Consider the following 256-nt stretch of genomic DNA (forward strand, 5'->3'; position numbering starts at 1 on the left):
ACAGGTTTTTGTCGCATTTGCGCTTCCAAGCATCTACGGTTGGGCTACCTTCTTCAGTAAAATCGCCATTGGATTTTACGTTTGGTGTGGAACATAAACCTTTTTCACATTTTGCGGTAAAAGTAGTCTTTTTACCTTCAATATCAAAAATTTGATTTTCACCTTCACGCAGTGCCGCTTCGGCTAGGGTGGTTGCCAGTTTGCGGTCGGCATCATTGGTGCTGATACGCTGTTCAGTATTGTATGACTGGGTAGC

General features: G+C 43.8%; 1 protein-coding gene. It reads right to left on the minus strand.

Annotation, left to right across the window (positions count from 1 at the left end; translation table 11 throughout):
* Nucleotides 1-256: pilus assembly PilX family protein (locus ACI43T_RS12140; protein WP_452299610.1), on the minus strand; the 256-nt coding region annotated here is incomplete at both ends.

It is taken from the genome of Neisseria oralis, from assembly GCF_045062685.1.
GTDB lineage: Bacteria > Pseudomonadota > Gammaproteobacteria > Burkholderiales > Neisseriaceae > Neisseria > Neisseria oralis.